This window comes from Aminobacter sp. J44 (assembly GCF_007829415.1).
In the GTDB taxonomy this organism is placed as follows: domain Bacteria; phylum Pseudomonadota; class Alphaproteobacteria; order Rhizobiales; family Rhizobiaceae; genus Aerobium.
Genome location: NZ_VLJG01000010.1, coordinates 14,777 through 31,349, shown reverse-complemented (window position 1 = coordinate 31,349; position 16,573 = coordinate 14,777). Strand labels below are relative to the sequence as shown.

17 protein-coding genes are annotated in these 16,573 nt (G+C 62.2%); 13 read left to right on the top strand and 4 right to left on the bottom strand.

The annotated features are described in order from the left end of the window. Nucleotides 1-282: 282 nt before the first annotated feature. The 6 genes from L610_RS05370 to L610_RS05350 all read left to right on the top strand — a co-directional run bounded on the left by L610_RS05370 (nucleotide 283) and on the right by L610_RS05350 (nucleotide 5,305). Nucleotides 283-1,410 (top strand): iron-containing alcohol dehydrogenase, encoded by a 1,128-nt coding sequence (locus L610_RS05370; protein WP_144703151.1) that lies wholly within the window; start codon nucleotides 283-285, stop codon nucleotides 1,408-1,410. A gap of 37 nt (nucleotides 1,411-1,447) precedes the next feature. Next, nucleotides 1,448-1,600 (top strand): SDR family NAD(P)-dependent oxidoreductase, encoded by a 153-nt coding sequence (locus L610_RS20715; RefSeq protein ID WP_256366539.1) that lies wholly within the window; start codon nucleotides 1,448-1,450, stop codon nucleotides 1,598-1,600. Further along, the gene (locus L610_RS05365; protein WP_256366538.1) at nucleotides 1,597-2,190 is read left to right on the top strand and encodes an SDR family oxidoreductase; all 594 of its coding nucleotides are present in this window, start codon (nucleotides 1,597-1,599) and stop codon (nucleotides 2,188-2,190) included. The genes L610_RS20715 and L610_RS05365 overlap by 4 nt, the downstream gene beginning before the upstream one ends. Before the next feature lie 86 nt (nucleotides 2,191-2,276). Then, a complete protein-coding gene (locus L610_RS05360; protein ID WP_144703148.1) occupies nucleotides 2,277-3,242 on the top strand; it encodes a tripartite tricarboxylate transporter substrate binding protein in 966 nt (321 codons plus the stop codon). 77 nt (nucleotides 3,243-3,319) lie between these two features. Further along, a complete protein-coding gene (locus L610_RS05355; protein WP_144703145.1) occupies nucleotides 3,320-3,790 on the top strand; it encodes a tripartite tricarboxylate transporter TctB family protein in 471 nt (156 codons plus the stop codon). Between the two features lie 9 nt (nucleotides 3,791-3,799). Then, on the top strand, nucleotides 3,800-5,305 hold the full coding sequence (locus L610_RS05350) for a tripartite tricarboxylate transporter permease (RefSeq protein WP_144703142.1): 1,506 nt from the start codon (nucleotides 3,800-3,802) through the stop codon (nucleotides 5,303-5,305). 55 nt (nucleotides 5,306-5,360) lie between these two features. Here the strand turns inward: L610_RS05350 and L610_RS05345 are convergent, their stop codons facing one another. The 3 genes from L610_RS05345 to L610_RS05335 are packed head-to-tail and all read right to left on the bottom strand — an operon-like array spanning nucleotide 5,361 to nucleotide 8,914. Continuing rightward, entirely contained in the window at nucleotides 5,361-6,197 is an 837-nt protein-coding gene (locus L610_RS05345) for an alpha/beta hydrolase (RefSeq protein WP_144703139.1), read from the bottom strand. A 39-nt stretch (nucleotides 6,198-6,236) separates the two neighbouring features. Continuing rightward, nucleotides 6,237-7,700 carry an NAD-dependent succinate-semialdehyde dehydrogenase gene (locus tag L610_RS05340; protein ID WP_144703136.1) on the bottom strand — a complete coding sequence of 488 codons (1,464 nt, stop codon included), beginning with the start codon at nucleotides 7,698-7,700 and terminating at the stop codon, nucleotides 6,237-6,239. Nucleotides 7,701-7,717: 17 nt separating this feature from the next. Next, nucleotides 7,718-8,914, bottom strand: a complete 1,197-nt coding sequence (locus L610_RS05335; protein WP_024846709.1) for an iron-containing alcohol dehydrogenase — start codon at nucleotides 8,912-8,914, stop codon at nucleotides 7,718-7,720. A 157-nt stretch (nucleotides 8,915-9,071) separates the two neighbouring features. Here L610_RS05335 and L610_RS05330 point away from each other — a divergent pair, with 157 nt between their 5' ends. The 6 genes from L610_RS05330 to L610_RS05305 all read left to right on the top strand — a co-directional run bounded on the left by L610_RS05330 (nucleotide 9,072) and on the right by L610_RS05305 (nucleotide 14,657). Beyond that, nucleotides 9,072-9,776, top strand: a complete 705-nt coding sequence (locus L610_RS05330; RefSeq protein WP_034329141.1) for a GntR family transcriptional regulator — start codon at nucleotides 9,072-9,074, stop codon at nucleotides 9,774-9,776. Continuing rightward, entirely contained in the window at nucleotides 9,773-11,356 is a 1,584-nt protein-coding gene (locus L610_RS05325) for a sugar ABC transporter ATP-binding protein (protein ID WP_144703133.1), read from the top strand. Before L610_RS05330 ends, L610_RS05325 begins: the two co-directional genes overlap by 4 nt. Next, nucleotides 11,322-12,317: an ABC transporter permease gene (locus tag L610_RS05320; protein WP_024846706.1), complete on the top strand. Its 996-nt coding sequence runs from the start codon at nucleotides 11,322-11,324 to the stop codon at nucleotides 12,315-12,317. Before L610_RS05325 ends, L610_RS05320 begins: the two co-directional genes overlap by 35 nt. 31 nt (nucleotides 12,318-12,348) lie before the next feature. Then, on the top strand, nucleotides 12,349-13,317 hold the full coding sequence (locus L610_RS05315; protein WP_024846705.1) for a substrate-binding domain-containing protein: 969 nt from the start codon (nucleotides 12,349-12,351) through the stop codon (nucleotides 13,315-13,317). 64 nt (nucleotides 13,318-13,381) lie between these two features. Beyond that, nucleotides 13,382-13,969, top strand: coding sequence for a DJ-1/PfpI family protein (locus tag L610_RS05310; protein WP_024846704.1), 588 nt, complete (start codon nucleotides 13,382-13,384; stop codon nucleotides 13,967-13,969). A gap of 403 nt (nucleotides 13,970-14,372) precedes the next feature. After that, nucleotides 14,373-14,657 carry a hypothetical protein gene (locus tag L610_RS05305; RefSeq protein ID WP_144703130.1) on the top strand — a complete coding sequence of 95 codons (285 nt, stop codon included), beginning with the start codon at nucleotides 14,373-14,375 and terminating at the stop codon, nucleotides 14,655-14,657. A 175-nt stretch (nucleotides 14,658-14,832) separates the two neighbouring features. On the opposite strand, the gene L610_RS05300 is transcribed toward L610_RS05305, so the two are convergent. After that, nucleotides 14,833-15,726, bottom strand: a complete 894-nt coding sequence (locus tag L610_RS05300) for a LysR family transcriptional regulator (protein WP_144703127.1) — start codon at nucleotides 15,724-15,726, stop codon at nucleotides 14,833-14,835. Nucleotides 15,727-15,868: 142 nt separating this feature from the next. On the opposite strand from L610_RS05300, the gene L610_RS05295 reads away from it, so the two are divergent. Further along, nucleotides 15,869-16,573 carry an isochorismatase family protein gene (locus tag L610_RS05295; protein ID WP_144703124.1) on the top strand — a complete coding sequence of 235 codons (705 nt, stop codon included), beginning with the start codon at nucleotides 15,869-15,871 and terminating at the stop codon, nucleotides 16,571-16,573.

The following is a 16,573-nucleotide window of genomic DNA, read 5'->3' as shown; positions in this document are numbered from 1 at the left end:
CAACCTGAAGTAACTTCTGGCTGGCACGCATCTGAGGTTGACAAGACATCCAACCTCGGCAACGATCCTTGGGCAATTCGTCCATATTATGGACGTTCGTGACAGCAGAAGTTGAGTGACTCGAGGGAGGAGTTCGTGACGGGGGTGGAGCTACGGGAGTCTTGGGCTTAAGCGCCGGCTTCCTCATCGTGACTGTCAAAGAACCTCGACCCCGCGACAAGCGCCGCGGAGACCACGATTTCTGCATTCTGTAGCCCGGGAATTCGGCGTGACGGAGAGCAAATGCACCTCATCAACTACCTGACCAGCATCAACTTCGGCCCCGGCGCGCTCGCGTCTCTTGCGGCCTCCATGCAGGAACTCGGGATCACCCGTCCGCTGGTGGTCAGCGACAACGGCATCAAGGCGACCGGCATCCTTGACCATCCGTCCCTCGGTCCCGTTGCTACGGCGCCGCGCTTTCTGGACGTTCCTACCAATCCAACAGAGTCCGCAGTCAAAGCGGCCTTGTCCGTCTACCGCGACAACGGGTGCGACGGGATCGTCGCGATCGGCGGCGGATCGCCGATTGATCTTGCCAAGGGCGTTGCTCTGCTCGCCACCCATGAGGGTGACCTGGAGCAATATGCTGCCATCCTCGGCGGCATTCCGAAGATTACCAGCGCCGTTGCGCCGGTCATCGCCGTGCCGACGACGGCAGGAACCGGCTCGGAAGTCGGACGCGCGGCGCTGATCACGCTCGACGATGGACGCAAGCTCGGTTTCATCAGCGGGTATCTCATTCCCCGCCGCGCCATTTGCGACCCGGAACTAACTCTCGGGCTTCCGCCGTTCTTGACGGCCGCGACGGGCCTCGACGCGCTGTCGCATTGCATTGAGACTTATCTTTCGCCCCGCTTCAATCCTCCAGCCGATGCAATCGCGGTCGATGGATTCAGGCGCATCTGGCAAGCCTTGCCGAAGGCGTTCGCCGACGGGTCCGACATTGACGCACGCACGGAAATGATGATGGGCGCGCTACAGGGCGGCCTTACCTTCCAGAAGGGCCTCGGCGCGGTCCATGCGCTCAGCCATGCGCTCGGGGGCCTCAAGGAACTGAAGCTCCACCACGGGACCCTCAACGCGATCCTGATGCCGCCGGTCGTGCGGGTAAACCGGGACGATCCGGTTGCCGCGGACAAGATCGCGCGGCTCGAACGAGAGGTGGGGCTGGAAGCTGGCGGTCTTGCTGACGCGCTCGATGCCCTCAACGTGAACCTCGGGATACCGGCGAAGCTGTCCACGCTCGGGGTGACGCGTGAGGTGTTCGACTGGACCTGCGAGCGGGCGCTGGCGGATCACAGCCATCAGACCAATCCGAAGCAGCTGACTCACGGCGACTACGCATCGATCCTGGAAAGCGTGATGTGAGGAGGTGGCAAAAGGTGTTGACCTTGGAGCGACGTCGATGAAGCGGGGCGTGGCACTCGTAACCGGAGCCGGTCATGGGATTGGCGCTGCGACCGCAAGAATGCTCGCTGCCGAGGGCTACGACATCTGCGTCAACTACCGGGCAGATCATGATGCGGCGGCGTCGCTGACTGCGAGGCGGCAGGTGTGAGGGCCGTCGCTGTTGCCGCGGATGTCGGCGACCATGGCGAGGTGTCGAGACTGTTCGAGTATTGCGACGCTGCGCTGGGGCCTGTCACGTGCCTCGTTAACAACGCCGGCATCATCGGCCAAGCTTCGCGCCTTGAGGAGCTGACGCCGGAGCGGCTGATGGCGACCTTCGCTGTCAACACCTTCGGAGCATTCTACTGCACGCAGCAGGCGGCGGCGCGGATGTCGACCAGGAAGGGCGGCAGCGGTGGAGCGATCATCAACATCTCGTCCATCGCGGCGGCGCTCGGCAGCCCGAACGAGTACATCCACTACGCCGCCTCGAAGGGGGCGCTCGAGACGCTGACCGCCGGAAGCGGCAAGGAACTTGCCCCCGAAGGCATCAGGGTCAACGCTATACGTGTGGGCACGACGAACACGAGGATTCACCGGACCGAAGGAAACCCGGAGCGGCCTGGCAAGATCGCAGCTCTGACGCCGATGGGCCGCATTGCCGAGCCCGAGGATATTGCGCGCGCCGTGGTCTGGCTGGCTTCCCCGGGAGCCGCCTTCATCACGGGCACGACGATCACGGTTTCTGGAGGCTTCTGAGGAAGAGGAAGCGCGCGGCTCCGGACTGGGAGGGCGCCGGGGGGAACGCGGGAGCTGTTGAACACAGTCAATTGGGAGGAGAGCATATGAAGCTGATAAAGAGCATTCTTGTTTCGGTTGCCCTGGCGGGGACGGCTGTGCCGGCGCTAGCCGATTATCCGGAACGGCCGATCACTCTCTATGTGGCATGGGGTGCAGGCGGCGGCACGGACGCGGTTGCGCGCCTCATTGCGGTGGGCCTCGAGAAGGAACTAGGTCAGCCGGTCAATGTAGTCAACCGCACGGGTGGTTCGGGCGTGGTCGGTCACGCCGCCATGGCCGAGGCAGATCCCGACGGCTACACACTTGGCCTTGCGACCACCGAGGTCAACCTGATGCACTGGCTGGGGCTCACCGAGCTCGACTACAATGTCTACACGCCGCTTGCCCTGATGAACACGGATCCGGCGGGCGTCCAGGTGTCGGCGGATTCCGAATACAAGACGGTGGGCGACCTGCTCAATGCGATCAATGATTCCCCGGCCGGGACGTTCAAGGCGACCGGCAGCGGGCAGGGATCGAGCTGGCATGTCGCCATCGCCGGCATGCTGAACGCTGCGGGAACGGATGCCTCCAAGGTCACCTGGGTCCCCAGCGACGGTGCCGCGAGCGGTCTGCAGGAGTTGCTGGCCGGCGGCGTCGACATCGTGCCGTCATCGCTCGTCGAGGCGCGCGCGCTGATCGAGGCGGGGCGCGTCAAGTCGCTGGCGTACATGAGCAGTGAGCGCTCCAAGCTGTTTCCTGACGTTCCGACACTGAAAGAAGAGACCGGTTCTGACTGGGAGTTCGGCGCGTGGCGCGGGATAGTGGCTCCGAAGGGGCTGCCGGATGATGTGCGCGATCGCCTCGTCAGTGCTTTGGAGGCCGTCTACAACAGCGAAGACTTCCAGGGCTTCATGAGCAAGCAGGGCTTCGGAGCTCGCTTCCTTCCCGGCGAAGAGTTCGGGAAATTCATGGCGACCAACGACGTCAATTTCGGCGAGACGATGAAGGCCATTGGCCTCGCGAAGTGATTTGCCGCCTCAATGCAGGCCCGCTGCTGCAGCGGGCCTGCGCTCACCTTGCATGAACTCTTACCGAGGTGCTGCGGATGCGTTTTAGCGACAGCATGCTGGGAGCCATCTTCCTCGTGGCTGGCATTGCGCTAGGCTGGTATTCGTACGAGCTCCCGTCGATCCCGGGGCAGAACTATGGAGCCTCGACCTTTCCTTTCATGATCGCCCTTGGGATGATCGGGTGCTCCGCACGGCTCATCTACGTGGGATGGCGAAGCGGCAAGGAGCCGCCTGTCTTTCTTTCCGAGAACTTGCGAAACCCGCGCGCGCTTGCTGCAGCTCTCGCGACGATCCTCTTGATTGTCTTCTACATTCTGTTTTCGAAGCGTCTCGGCTTCATTCCAACAGCGTTCCTGATCACGTTGTGCATGTTCCTGATCCTCAGAGTCTCGCTCCTGAAGGCGGTCGTGCTCGCGATATTCGCCAGCCTTGCCTGCGACTTCATTTTCCGGACCCTGCTTCTGGTCCCTCTGCCATCGGGCATCATGCCCCGGTTGCCCTGGTAGGAGGCGGAAATGGATGCAATCGCTCAAGCTTTCGGACTCGTGACGACCTGGGATGTGATTTTTTCCATTTTGCTCGCCTCCATCTTCGGACTCTTCGTTGGTGCCATTCCCGGCCTGACCGCCACGATGGCTACTGCGATGCTTGTGCCGCTCACTTTCTTTATGGAACCGGTGGCAGCGGTCGGCGCAATGGTGGCGTGCTCTGCCATGGCAATCTTTGCCGGCGACATCCCCGGTGCGCTGCTGCGAATTCCGGGAACGCCCGCATCGGCCGCTTACGTGGAAGACACATACCGTCTGACCCAAAAGGGGAAGGCGGAGCTTGGGCTCGGGGCTTGCGTGCTTTTTTCCGCGCTTGGGGGGCTATTCGGTACCCTCGTGCTCATTTTTGCCGCGCCGAGCCTTGCCGAGTTCGCGATCAAGTTCTCGTCGCCAGAATATTTCTGGATCGCGCTGCTCGGCCTCACTTGTGCGGTGTTTATGGGCGCATCGAACCCAGCGCGGGGGCTGCTCAGCCTCTTCATTGGCCTAACTGTAGCTTCAGTAGGCCTCAACAATCCGGCCGGGATTCCGCGACTGACGTTTGGCTCCACCGAGATGCTGGCCGGCATCGACTTCATTCCGGTGATGATCGGCATCTTCGCGATCTCGGAAGTGCTGCGCACAGTCATGGCCGGTACGGGGGCAACAGAAGGCGCCCCGAGGGCCGTCGGCAACATCTTCCGCGATTGGGGATGGATGCTGAAGAACTACTGGGCGCAGTCGCTGCGCGGGAATGTCACCGGCACGGCGATTGGCATCCTGCCGGGAGCTGGCGCTGACGTTGCTGCCTATGTCAGCTACGCAGTCAGCAGGCGCTTCTCGAAATCGCCGGAAAAGTACGGAGAAGGGCACGTCGAAGGCGTAATTGAAGCTGCGGCGGCAAACAATGCGTCGCTTTCCAGTGCGTGGGTACCCGCACTGGTCTTTGGTATCCCCGGCGACACGATAACGGCGATCGTGATCGGTGTGCTTTATGTGAAGGGCATGAATCCGGGCCCGACCCTGTTCATGTTCAACCCGCAGACCATATACGCGGTCTTCCTGATCTTCATCCTGGCGAACCTGATCATGGTTCCGCTCGGCTGGGGGCTCATCAAGCTGTCGAAAAACATCCTGCGGGTGCCCAAGCAGGTGCTGATGCCGCTGATCCTGATCTTCTGCATCGTCGGCGCATTCGCCTCGAACAACGCGGTTTATGGCGTGACGATCATGCTGGTCTTCGGCATCGTCGGATACCTGATGGAGGAGAACGGAATTCCGATCGCCCCATGCGTGCTCGGCATCGTGATTGGACCAATCCTGGAAAAGAACCTCATCTCGACCCTGATCAAGTCGCAGGGCAACCTGCTGGACTTCGTCAATCGCCCGGTGGCGTTTGGGATCTTCGTGCTGTTCTGCCTGATCTGGGTCGCGATAATCTGGTCCTGGATCAGGCCAAGGGAGAGGGAAGAGGCGGCTCGGGTTCCGGAATGAACCCAAGCCGAGACGATGGACAGACTAGCGGCGGGGCGGGGGGCTTCACCCGCCGCTAGCTCCTGCGGATGCACTCGATCAGGGCTTTGCCCAGTCGGCTCGCAGGATCAGCCAGGTCGAGAACAACGTTCATGTGGTTCCTCGACGACACGTTGAGCAGTTCCGTGCTCTGGCCGGAGGCGCGCAGTTTTTCCTCAAGTGCCGCAGCCTGCTCGAGGAACGGCGGGGTCTCATCACCACCAAAGGCGATGATGCGATGCGGGCCTGGCAGTTGGGTCGAGGAAAGCGGCGACCACAACGCCGCCTCTTCATGCGTCATCGCGGCTTCGTTCCTGAGGAAACTGTCGGGAATGTCCTTGAGGTCATAGATGCCGCTCAGGAGCAGCATCGCCTTAATCTGCGGCAGCTTTGGCTGTGTTTCGCCGGTGCCAATGGCAGCGAGGTATGACGACAGGTGCGCTCCTGCCGAATGGCCGCTCACGCTAATGCGGTTGGGATCAGCGCCGAAGGAAGCTGCGTTCTCCTGCAGCCAGATCAGCGCGCGGCGGACTTGCGCGACGAGGGTGGCGAGACGCTGGCCCGGCATCAGATCGTACTCAACCATCGCCGTGACCGCGCCCGCCGAGAGCGGCGTTTCCGCGACGAGCCGGTACAGTTCCTTCTCGCCCGATCGCCAGTAGCCGCCGTGCACGAACACATGCAGCGGCGCGCCCTCGGCGACGTTGTCGGGAAACAGAAGGTCCAGCGTTTCGCGCGGCCGCTCGCCATAAGGCACGTCCGTCCGCATCCTCACCCGCTCGGAGAGCGCGCGGCTACGTCTCGCGAATTCCTCAGAAATCGAGTCAAAGTCCTCGACGAAGTCGCGGATAAGATATGGATCCTGGCCCTTCATGTGTCCCTCGCGTTGGTCCTTGGTCCGGCAATCTAGCCGCTAGAACTCCACGGCGTAATACTTTGCCTCCATGAATTCGAGGATGCCGGTGACGCCACCCTCGCGGCCCAGGCCGCTCTGCTTGACACCGCCGAAGGGGGCAGCAGGATCCGACATCAGGCCGCGATTGATCCCAAGCATGCCGGTCTCGATGCGCTTGCCGACCCGCATCGCGTGCTTGAGGTCCCGGGAGTAGATGTAGGCGGCCAGGCCGTACTCCGTGTCGTTGGCAAGGCGGACCGCTTCGTCCTCGGTTTCGAACCTGTAGACTGGTGCCACCGGACCAAAGATCTCCTCGCTTGCCATCGAAGCGTCCACCGGGACGTTGTCGAGCACAGTAGGCGGGTAGTAGAAGCCGCTGCCCGGGAGCGGCGCACCTCCTGTGTGCACACGCGCCCCGCGGCTGACAGCTTCCGAGACGAGGCGATCGATCTTCTCGACGGCCTTCTTCGTGATCATCGGGCCGCACTGGGTGCCGGGATCAGTTCCGGGTCCGACCTTGAGCGCCGCCATGCGTTCCGTCAGCCCGGCGACGAAGGCGTCATGGATGCCGGATTGCACATAAAAGCGATTGGCGGCGGTGCAGGCCTCGCCTGCATTGCGCATCTTTGCGACCATCGCGCCATCGAGCACTGCGTCGAGGTCGGCGTCATCGAAGACAATGAACGGCGCATTGCCGCCCAGTTCCATCGAGCAGCTGACGACCGACTTCGCGGCTTCCGCAAGCAGGATGCGGCCGACGCCAGTCGAGCCAGTGAAGGAGAGCTTGCGCACACGGTGATCCGCGAGCATCGCGCTTGTCACCGCGCCGGGATTGGTCGTGGTGATGACATTGACGACACCGGCAGGCACGCCTGCCTCTTCTCCGAGCCGGGCCATCGCATAGGCTGTCAGCGGTGTCTCGGAAGCCGGCTTCAGGATGACGGTGCAGCCGGCCGCGAGTGCGGGGCCGATCTTGCGTGTCGCCATCGCCGCAGGGAAATTCCAAGGCGTGATCAGCAGGGAAATACCAATCGGTTCGTGGTCGACGAGGATGTTGTGCGAGCCGGATGGCGTATGACGATGCTCGCCGGGGATGCGCGCGGCCTCCTCGCTGTACCAGCGGAAGAATTCTGCCGCATAGGCTACTTCACCACGTGCATCAGGCAGGGCCTTGCCGTTCTCGAGCGAGATCAAATGCGCCAGTTCCTCGGCGTGGCGGGTCATCAGTTCGAACCAGCGGCGCAGGATTTCCGCGCGCTGCCGGGCTGATGTCGCACGCCATCCCGCGGCCGCTTTCTCGGCTGCCTCGACGGCGCGCATAGCGTCCGAGACATTAGCGTCCGGTACCTCGGCAAGCGTCCTGCCCGTCGATGGATCGAAAACTGGAATGCCGCCACCGGCCTCCCATTGCCCGCCGATATAGAGACCGCGGGCGTGAAGCAAGGGATCGGCAAAGTTGGGAATGCTGCGTTCAATGTTCATCTGGCTTCCTTCCGGTGTCAGTCGATCAGGCTGGCGTCGCCGGTGTAGGCGGCTTCAAGCAGCCTGCGCATGTCGGGCAGGGGGAGGGGGCGGGGATTGTTCTGGATGAGGCGGGCGATGCCGCAGCTTTGTTCGGCGGTCCAGTCGAGACGATCCTCGGCGAGCCCGAGGTCACGGAGCGTCGGTGGAATGCCGATCCGGCCAAACAGGCCGGCGATCGCGGGGATCAGCTCATCGGTCGAAAGTCCGATCGCCTGTGCGATTTCGGTGAGTTCCGTCTCGATCGACGGCCGGTTCCAGCGCATCACGTAGGGCATCAGGCAAGCGACCCCCGAGCCGTGCGCGGTGTGGGTGAGGGCCCCGACGGGATACTGAATGGCATGGGCGGCTGCCGTTCCGGCAACGCCGAAGGCAAGGCCCGCAAGCGTTGCGCCCATCATCACCTTCTCGCGGGCGGCCGCGTTCGAGCCATCTTTGCAGGCTGATTCGAGGCCTTCCCACAGCAGGACGATTGCCCGCAAAGCAAGGTGATCAGAAAAGTCGTTCTTGCCGACAAAGACCCGGTCACGCGCAATGCCAGGTACGGCGTCGCGGCGGATTGCCGTGTAAGCCTCGATCGCGTGGGTCATCGCATCGGCGCCGGCGATGGCGGTCAGTCCGGGGGGGCAGGAGAGGGTAAGGTCCGGGTCGCAGATCGACACCGTAGGGATAATGTGGGGGCTGGAGACGCCGACCTTCAGCATGCGTTCGGCGTCGGACAGGACGGCCACCGGCGTTACCTCCGAGCCGGTCCCGGCTGTGGTCGGCAGGGCGATGATGGGCAGGACTGGGCCCGGCACATTGTGCTCGCCGTAGTAATCCTGCGGCTTACCCCCATGGGTCAGGAGAATGGCAACGCACTTCGCCATGTCGAGACACGATCCGCCACCGACCCCAATGACGATTTCGGGGGCAAAGTCGCGCGCGGCATCCGCGCTTTCGCTTGCGGAGTGGACCGGAACGTCGGGCAGGGTGGAGCTGTCAACACGTACCTCGACGCCAGACTTCCGCAGATCATCGACCATCGCCAGAAACTGTGCGTCGACGGCAAGGCGTGCGTCGGTCACGACCAGCGCGCGCTTTCCCATGGAGCTGGCGATGCGACCCAGAGCGTGCCGCTGGCCGCTGCCGAATACCAGTTCGCGTGGCGCCCTTATCGTGCCAAACAGATTCATTCCCTCTCTCCTCCCTGCACCGCCAAGCGCCATCCTGCGGAGCGCAAAGCGGACTTCTTGTTCTTACGGACCGCCAAGGCACGCCCGAAAATCGTATATGAAATCGTATACGATATTCTATTTGACATAGGATACCCCTGATGCAACATATTTCTGCATGGTGACTTCGGAGGCAGAAGTGGCAGTAGCGGAAAGGGACGCGCGACAGGGCATCAGCAGGCCCGGCAGTGTCGTTGATGGCGTCTATGACATTATCTACCACCGCCTCATGTCGCTGGAGATCGCGCCTGGAGCGCGTATCCCGATCGATGTGCTCGCACGTGATCTCGGCGTGTCGCAGACGCCCGTCCGCGAGGCCCTGAGCCGACTTGAGCGTGAGGGGCTCGTTCGCAAGGAGCACCTCATTGGTTACAGCGCCGCGCCGCAGTGGACGCGTAAGCAGTTCGAGGATCTCTACGCGTTCCGTCTTCTTCTCGAGCCCGAAGGGGCTCGGCTTGCGGCTATCAACATGACACCGGAGGCACTGCGCGAACTCGAAACGGGCGCGGCCGACATGGGCAGCGGCGAGCCGCCGGTTGATCGCAATACACGCTACTCCCGCTTTGCGCGGGCCGATGCCAAGTTCCACGACGACATCATGCGGATATCGGGCAACGAGATTATCCGCTCGACCCTGTTCAACCAGCATGTGCACCTGCACATCTTCCGGTTGATGTTTCATACGCGGGTGACTCAGGAAGCGCTCGAGGAGCACGACGCGCTGCTCGAAGCGTTCCGCAACCGCGACCCGCAAACGGCCTATCAGGCCATGTACGTCCACATCGAGCGGTCGCGCGACCGCCTGCTCTCGGCTTTCGAATGAGCGCGCTGGTCGACATAGAACGCAACCCGCCGCCGCAGCAGGTTGCCATGCGGGCCGAGGGGCTGGGCAAGGCCTATGGGCCGATTACCGTCTTGTCGGACGTCACCCTCGACATCATGGCCGGGGAGGTTCACGCGATCATCGGCGAGAACGGCGCCGGCAAGTCGACGCTGATGAAGCTCCTGTCGGGGCACGTGCAGCCAACGACCGGGCGTATGTTCATCGAAGGCAATCCGGTTCAGTTCACTGACGCCGTAGAGGCCGAGGCTGCCGGGATCGTCCTCGTGCACCAGGAGATCCTGCTCGCACCCGACCTTACTGTTGCGCAGAATCTTTATCTTGGTCGCGAATTGACGCGCGGCTGGATGGTGGATGACCGCGCCATGAACCGGCGTACCGCCGAGTTGCTGGCGCGCGTCGGCTCCGTAGCCCGTCCGAACGACCGGGTCGGCGACCTGCCGCTCGCGCAGCGCCAGCTCGTCCAGATCGCCCGCGCGCTCCTCAACGAGCACAAGGTTGTTATTCTTGACGAACCGACTGCAGTCCTCGCCAATGACGAGGTAGATGCGCTGCTCGATATCGTCCGCAGCCTGCGTGCGCATGGCGTCGCCGTCCTCTACATTTCCCATCGCCTCGAAGAGGTGGAAGCGCTGGCCGACCGAATTACTGTGCTCCGCGATGGGCGCATGATCGGCACCTGGCCGGCCGAAAACCTCAGCCAGCGCCAGATGGCGGAGCTGATGGTCGGCCGCGAGCTCGACATGCTCTATCCGCACAAGCGCGAAGCGACCACGGCCGCGCCCATTCTGGAAGTCTCCGACCTTGAAGTCGAGCATGGCGCCTGGAAAGCATCGTTCTCGGTTCGCCCCGGAGAGGTTCTCGGCATCGGCGGCATGATCGGCTCAGGCCGCACCGAACTTATTGAAGGCCTGATAGGGCTTCGGCCGTCGACCGCCGCAAGGGTGCGGGTCAACGGCAAGGACATTGCTGAGCGATCGGTTCGCTCGCTGATGGACGCGGGGCTCGTCTATCTGACCGAAGATCGCAAGGGCAAAGGGCTGCTGCTTGACGAGGAACTTGGCCCGAACCTGACGCTTCAGGCGCTCGACAGCGTCAACCCGAGCACGGTGCTCAATCGACGCGCTGAGATGTCCGCGCTCAAGCAGGCGGTGTCCGAATACGACATACGCGTGCGCTCGCTGACGCTGACCGCGGGCCAGCTGTCCGGCGGCAACCAGCAGAAGCTGTTGCTTGCCAAGGTGATGATGACCAATCCGTCGGTTGTGATCATTGACGAGCCGACACGTGGCATCGACATCGGCAACAAGAGCCAGATCTACGACTTCATCGACAAGATGGTGCGGGAGGGGAAGGCCTGCATCGTCATTTCGTCGGAAATGCAGGAGCTGGTCGGTCTCGCAGACCGCGTGCTCGTCATGCGCAACGGGAGGGTCGTCGCGGAACTGACCGGCGACGAGATCAATGAAAAGACCGTCATCTATGCCGCCACGTCCGGCATACGCGGGACGGCGGGGGAGGAAGCCTATGACAACAGCGACCGCATCAGTCGCGACCGCTGACGAAGGAAACCGCATTCGCTGGGCGGACTTTGCTCCGTTCATCGCTCTTGCGGTGATCGTTCTCCTCGGCGCGCTGATCAATTCGAACTTCACCTCAAGCGCGAACCTGATCAACGTGATCACGCGCTCTGCCTTCATTGCGATCATCGCGGTGGGCGCCACATTCGTGATCTCGTCGGGCGGCCTCGACCTGTCGGTCGGCTCGATGATGGCGTTTGTCACGGGCATCATGATCATGGTGATGAATGGCCTTGCCCCCGCCTATGGCGGCTGGGCGATCGTGATGGGGGCGGGCGTTGCGATATGTGTCGGCGCGCTGTGCGGGCTGTTCAACGGTCTCATCATAACCGTCGGCCGGATCGAGCCTTTCATCGTCACCTTGGGCACGATGGGCATTTTCCGCGCCTTCATCACCTTCATGACGGATGGTGGTTCGCTGCCGATCGACCGCAGCCTGCGCGAAGCCTACCGCCCGGTCTACTTCGGCAACTTCCTTGGTATTCCGTACCCTGTGCTGATCACGCTGGTCGTCGTGCTGCTGGGTGCCTTCATCCTTTACCGGACGAAGTATGGCCGCCGATTGGTCTCGTCGGGTTCGAACTCCGAAGTCGCGCGCTTCTCGGGCGTCAATGTCGGCCGGGTGCGCACGATCGCGTACGTCATTCAGGGCCTCTGCGTTGCCGTGGCCGCAATCTGCTACGTGCCGCGCCTTGGCGCTGCAACGCCCACGACCGGCCAGTTGTGGGAACTTCAGGTCATCACTGCCGTGGTGATCGGTGGCACCCTGCTTAGAGGAGGCAAGGGTCGCATATGGGGCTCCGTGGCGGGGGCCCTCATACTCGAGGTCATCGCGAACGTCATGGTCCTGTCGGACATGGTCTCCGAGTACCTCGTTGCCGCGGTGCAGGGCGCAATTATCATAATTGCGATGCTCGCGCACCGCTTCACAAGCAATCGCTGATGACAGCGGAACTACAATGTGGAGGAGAAACATGAGCATGCTTACACAGAAGGCGCGGATGCTCGCGTCGGCCGTTGCCCTCAGTCTGGCACTGCCACTCGGCGCGGCGGTTGCACAGGAGCGCGACGTGACCATCGCCGTTTCCATTCCGGCGGCTACCCACGGCTGGACCGGCGGCGTCGTCTACCATGCCGAGCAGGCCGAGAAGGAAATCGAAGCGGCCTTCCCGAACATCGACGTGGTCGTTTCGACCGCATCATCCGCGACTGCTCAGGTCTCTTCGCTTGAGGACCTGTCTGCGACCCGCAAGCTCGACGCGCTTGTGATCCTGCCATTCACCTCCGAGGAGCTCACCGGCCCCGTCGAGCAGGTAAAGGCCAAGGGCACCTTCATCACCGTCGTTGATCGCGGCCTGACCGATCCTTCGGTTCAGGATCTCTACGTTGCAGGCGACAACATTGCGGTCGGCGCGAATACTGCCCGCTGGCTCGCCGACAAGCTCGGCAACGAGGGCGAGATCGTCGTCCTGCGCGGCATTCCGACCGTCATCGACGACGAGCGCATCCAGGGCTTCTCGGACGTGATCGCCGAAACCAAGATCAAGATCCTCGACATCCAGTATGCGAACTGGAACCAGGACGAGGCCTTCACCCTGATGCAGGACTACCTCGCCAAGTACCCGAAGATCGATGCTGTCTGGGCGAATGACGACGACATGCTGCTCGGCGTGATCGAAGCCGTCGACCAGGCTGGCCGCAAGGATATCAAGTACGCGCTTGGTGGCAACGGCATGAAGCAGGTCATCGAGATGGTGAAGGAGAAGAACGAGCGCACGCCGATCTCGACGCCGTATCCGCCATCCATGATCAAGTCGGCGATCTACATGACCGCCGGGCAGTTCGCCGGCCAGGCTCCGATGCGCGGCTCGTTCAAGCTCGATGCACCGCTGATCACGCCGGAGAACGCAGACCAGTTCTACTTCCCGGATTCCCCGTTCTGATCCAGCGAGCGGCGCCCGCACCAGGCGGGCGCCCTTTTTCCAGACCACGTTTGAGGAGACCGATATGAGCGGCAAGAAGATCCTGATGCTCACCGGCGAATTTACTGAAGAATACGAGATCTACGTCTTCCAGCAGGGCATGGAAGCGGTGGGCCATACCGTTCACGTCGTCTGCCCCGACAAGAAGGCGGGCGATCGCATCAAGACCTCGCTGCACGACTTTGAGGGCGACCAGACCTACACCGAGAAGCTCGGCCACTATGCCGACATCAACAAGACCTTCTCGGAAATCCGGGTCGAGGAGTATGACGCGGTCTACTGCGCCGGCGGCCGCGGGCCGGAATACATCCGTACCGACAAGCGCATCCAGGACATCGTTCGCCACTTCCACGAGACGGGAAAGCCGATCTTCACGATCTGCCACGGTGTCCAGATCCTGATGGCGGTTCCAGGCGTGCTGAAGGGCCGCAAGGTGGCCGGTCTCGGCGCCTGCGAGCCGGAAGTCACCGCCGTCGGTGGCATCTACATCGACGTCAAGCCGACTGAGGCTTATGTCGACGGCAACATGGTGTCCGCCAAGGGCTGGACCGGCCTCGCGGCCTTCATGCGCGAATGCCTCAACGTCCTGGGCACCAAGATCACCCATTCCTGACCTGAAGACGGGCAGGCAATCTCCTGTTTGGGAATTAACGGCTCCGGCCTTTGCGGCTGGAGCCGTTCCTGTTTGAGGTGAAGCAATATAACCAAGTTTGCGCCTTGCAATGGACGGACAGGGACGTGTGTTGCACGATCCCGGCGGGGGGGGCTGCGCCCGCGCCCGCGTATTCAAGAACACAAGCCTTCAACCTTGTGAGGGACTACACGCGATCTCTCACGTGGTTTACAACAATAAACAATAATAAACTGATATTCTTGAATTCGGCTACCTATCTAGACGGTGTCGCGCAGTTCTGAGCTGCGCTAGATATATGATATTCAATAGCGATGTGCGACTGCCGCGTCGGTTAAGCGCGGCAGTTCGAGCGCGCCCGCATCCCGATACAGGAGAGAAAAGGATGAAGCGCATTCTTCTGTCGGCCCTGACTGCCGCGCTGATGTTTTCCGCATCTGAGGCGTCCGCGTTCACCAGTACGGGCTATGTTCTCGCGGTAAACGGCAATGAGTTCTGGATCTGGGGCGGGGATGTCTATCAGCTGCCACAGGATCAGGACTTGTCCTGGATCCGGATCGGTCAGAGGGTGAACGTGACGTGGAGCATGCAGACCCCCGGCACGATCGATCTGAACAATGACGACTACGTCAATCTGCTGCACGCGTCGAGGGTGACGCCCGCGCAGTAGGGGTCCGCTCCAAATACTCCCGCTGCGGTTGAGCACAGCCGTGGCGGGGGAAACTCGCCAGCGAGGTCGTTTCTCCCTTACGGGTGTCTCTTCGGGCGGTCAGACTCCGTCCCATGCCTCACTTAACGATCGCGCAACTGAGTCCTGCGGAATAGACGCCAGGGACGGACAGGAGTTAGCCCTGCTCCCCCGTCACAACTTGTATGAAATCGGCAAGCTCCGGTGCCGAGTTGCTTGTGCGCCAGACGAGTGCGATGGGGGAACGGAATTTCGGGTGGTCGATGGGGCGGGTGACGACGTCGCTGCCGAGAAAGCCGGTCAGGCTCTCTGGGAAGATCGTGTAACCGAGCCCCGCAGCGACCATGCCGCCGATGGCGAGCGTGTGTGTCGCCTCAAATTTCGGCTGCAGCGCCAGTCCCTCGGCGCTGAACAGGCCCTCGAGCCGCCAGCGATATTCATCCCATTCCTGCATTTCGCCCAAGACAAGCGACTCATCCGCCAGATCCTGCGGCAGGATCGTCGCCTTCTCTGCCAGTGCGTGACCTCGTGGCAGGACCGCATAAAGGGGCTCGTCGGACAGGGTGACGCTTTGGAAATCGCTGTGGTCGAAGCGATCGATCATGAAGCCGACGTCGAGCTCGTTCTTGGCCAGAGCCAGACGCTGCGCCTGGGTACGCATGTAGGTGGTGGATAGCCGCACATAGGGATAGCGGGCGTGATATTTCGCGAGCGCCTGCGGCATTAGACGTGGGGCGGCGAAGGTCATGTAGCCGATGCGCAGATCCTCGCGATGCCCGGCAGCGACGCGGCGCGCGACGCGCACGGCCTCGCGGTAGGAGCCAGCCATGGTGGCATTGTCGCGGTAGAAGGACTGACCGGCGGGCGTCAGCGCTACCTCTCGGGTGTTTCTTTCAAGAAGCTTGAAGCCGAGAAAATGCTCGAGCTTCTGGATGCGGCGGCTCAGTGCCGACTGGTCGAGGTTCAGCCGCTCGGCGCTGCGGCGGAAGTTCAGCTCCTCGGCGACGACGAGGAAGGAACTGACAAGTTCGATGCCCGGAATGTTCTGCATGGCGCGGCCCGTTTCTCCTGATGCATCGTATGCATCAATCGTTGCCGAATGACCATTTCATTTTTGCTTCGTCCCCCAGCACTGTGGGGACAGAAGGTGCTGAGAAGACAGCATCGCATGTCCCCCAAGACGGAGCGTCAAAATGCAAGATTTCGATGTGAAAGAACTGGATCGCCTGCTGCAGCAGGCTTTCGATGCGGCCACCGCGCTTTACCAGCAGCGCGGCTTCCAGCGCCGCGTCGGCTTCGGCAAGCGCCCGGCTCTGGTTTCGGTCGACCTCGCCAACGCATGGACCCGCCCGGGTAATCCCTTCACCTGTGACCAGGAGAAGATGGACAACGAGATCATTCCGGCAATGCAGAAGCTCCTGGCTGCGTTTCGCGCCAACGGCCTGCCGGTGATCCACGTCACCACCGCCTACGAGATCACCGATCGCAAGGCGCCGTTCACCGACATGGGCCTGTGGCACGACAAAATCCCGGTCGACGTCGTCGACCTGAAGGACAAGGATCTGTGCGCGATCGACAGCCGCATCGCGCCGGTCGAGGGCGAGTACACGCTGCTGAAGAAGCGCGCGTCGGCCTTCCACGGCACCGAACTCGCCGGCATCCTGCGTGCGGCTAATGTCGACACCATCCTTGTCACCGGCGTGACGGCCTGCGCCTGCGTGCGCCAGACGATCTGCGACGGTATCGCCGACGGCTTCCGCACCATCGCGGTCAAGGAAGCGATTGGTGACCGCGTGCCGGGCGCCGTTGCCTGGAACCTCTTCGACATCGACGCCAAGTTCGGCGACGTGGTCGGCGTTGACGACTGCGTCACCTACCTGAACAGCCTCAAGGCCTAA